The following is a 2154-nucleotide window of genomic DNA, read 5'->3' as shown; positions in this document are numbered from 1 at the left end:
GCGGCTGCGGCTGCGGCTGCGGCTGCGGCTGCGGCTGCGGCTGCGGCTGCGAGATCTTGGTACGAAACGGCCCCCATAGGGGCACTTTCATACCAAGATCTTCGTGCTTGTCAGATTCCGGAACATCGATCTCGGATAATGAACTAGGGAGCGTGGATCTCGGCCACCTCCGCTCTCAGCGGAGAGATCGGCCGCTGCTCAGCCGGGCTGCCGACCACAAGGCGATGTCGCGTCCATGATTCCGCCCGCATTGATCCACACCCCATCGCCGATGTGGTGCCATCGCATCGCATCCCATACCGCCACTTCGGCGACCTGGAGTGGATCAATATGGAAAGCGAAATGTGCTGCATCGCGCCGCACCGGCAGGCTGAGCCGGGCGGCTGGGCCGAGCAGGCAAGCGAGGCACGAGGCGGCAGGCAGGCTGACCTGCGCGCACATGGCAACGAGCCAACGGATCAGCGAGGCAAGGCTCGACGAGGCAGCGGGTCAGCGAGGCAGGCGCTCGACGAGGCAGCTCCCCGTCNCTCGCTGACCCCGGGCGGGACGGGCGAGGCAGCGGGGGGCGAGGTAGCGGGTCGACGGGGTGGCGGGCGACGGAGCTGGGCGGGACGGGCGAGGCGGCGGGCGACGGGATGGGCGAGGCAGCGGGACGGGCGAGCCGGCGGCGGGCGGCGAGGCAGCGGGTCGGCGGGCGGGGGGCGGGGGGTGTCCCTATGGGTTTCGTCAAGCCGCGATCGGCGTGGCTGGGCGGGGTTGGTAGGGGATTTTGTCGCGGAGCATGGCGTATAGGACGTCGCAGCGGCGTCGGGCGAGGCAGATGAGGGCGGCGTTGTGGCGTTTGCCTTCGGCTCGCTTGCGGTCGTAGTAGGTGCGGCTGACGGGGTCAGCGAGGGCGGCGAACGCGGCGAGGAAGAACGCGCGTTTGAGGTTCTTGTTGCCGCCTCGGGGTGGGTGTTCGCCGCGGATGCTGCTGCCGGAGCGTCGGGTGACCGGTGCGAGGCCGGCGTAGGCGGCGAGGTGGCCGGGTGTGGGGAAGGCGGTGCCGTCGCCGACTTCGAGCAGTATCCGGGCTGCGGTCCTGACGCCGATGCCGGGCATCGAGGTCAGGACCGGGGCGAGAGGGTGCGCATCAAGCATCCTCTCGACCTCGCCGGCGACCTGGTCGCGTTGTCGCAGGGTGTCGCGGAGGCTGTCGGCGAGGCGAGGCAGGATCGTCTCTGCTGCGCTGGTGCCGGGAACGGTGACGGTCTGCTCGTCGAGTGCGGTCATGATCTGGTCGACGAGGCGTTCGCCCATGCGGGGTGCGTGGACGGCGGCGATGGACAGCAGTTTGCGGCGGCCGGCTTTGCGAAGTCCTGCAGGTCCGCCGCAGCGCGACAGCAATTCCAGGACCGCCTTGTGGTGGACTTTCGGGCCGAGGACGCGTTCCAGGGCAGGGTGGATCTGGGTGAGCAGTCCCCGGATTCGGTTCGAGATGCGGGTGGCTTCACCCGCGAGGTCGTCGTCGAAGCCGACCAGGACCTCCAGCTCGGCCAGGGCTTCGTCACCGACGTCGACTCGGCGCAGGGTGCGGGCGGCGTCGGCGATGACGTAGGCGTCGCGGGCGTCGGTCTTCGCCGTGCCCGGGTGCAGGTCAGCAATGCGACGCATCGCCAGTCCGGGCAGGTAGGCCACCTGATGACCACATGCCCTGGCCACCGCGACCGGCAGGGCGCCGATCGAGGCCGGCTGGTCGACCACCACCAACACAGTGCCGTGACGGGCCAGCTTGTCGAACAACTGCCGCAGCCTGGCCTCGGTATTCGGCAACGGCGCGTCATGCAGCCGCTTGCCGTCCGGTGCCAGCCCGACCGCGTGGTGATCACCTTTGCCGACGTCCAAGCCGAGGTAGACGCCGTATCCGTCGTGCACCACACCCGCCTCCACGCATCGCTCCGTGGGTCTCGGCCGCTGGTTCAGGCGTCGGACTGCCGGCAGCCACGTTACGAAGAGACCTACCCCAACACGGGTGGCCGTGTCCCTATCAGCGGTCCGCCGACGCCACCCGACCCGGCGACAACACCCCCCGGATCATGCAAACGACAGGGGCAGGAAGTCATACCGGGCCGGGCGACCGAGGGTCCCCGGCTGGGGACGATCAAAAAGGTAACG

2 protein-coding genes are annotated in these 2154 nt (G+C 69.4%); both read right to left on the bottom strand.

What is annotated here, in order from left to right; translation table 11 throughout:
• Positions 1 to 198 precede the first annotated feature (198 nt).
• Positions 199 to 441, bottom strand: a complete 243-nt coding sequence (locus B1205_RS30395; RefSeq protein WP_217809860.1) for a hypothetical protein — start codon at positions 439 to 441, stop codon at positions 199 to 201.
• 285 nt (positions 442 to 726) lie between these two features.
• Positions 727 to 1914, bottom strand: coding sequence for an IS110 family transposase (locus B1205_RS23130; protein ID WP_140158129.1), 1188 nt, complete (start codon positions 1912 to 1914; stop codon positions 727 to 729).
• Positions 1915 to 2154 lie beyond the last annotated feature (240 nt).

Origin of the sequence: Micromonospora sp. NBS 11-29 (genome assembly GCF_002140155.1) — a bacterium.
Taxonomy (GTDB): Bacteria; Actinomycetota; Actinomycetes; order Mycobacteriales; family Micromonosporaceae; genus Micromonospora.
This window is presented reverse-complemented; position numbering and strand designations above follow the sequence as displayed.

Excerpts from the sequence above, each read along its gene's own strand:
- B1205_RS30395 (WP_217809860.1), bottom strand. The coding sequence starts at position 441 with ATGTGCGCGCAGGTCAGCCTGCCTGCCGCCTCGTGCCTCGCTTGCCTG.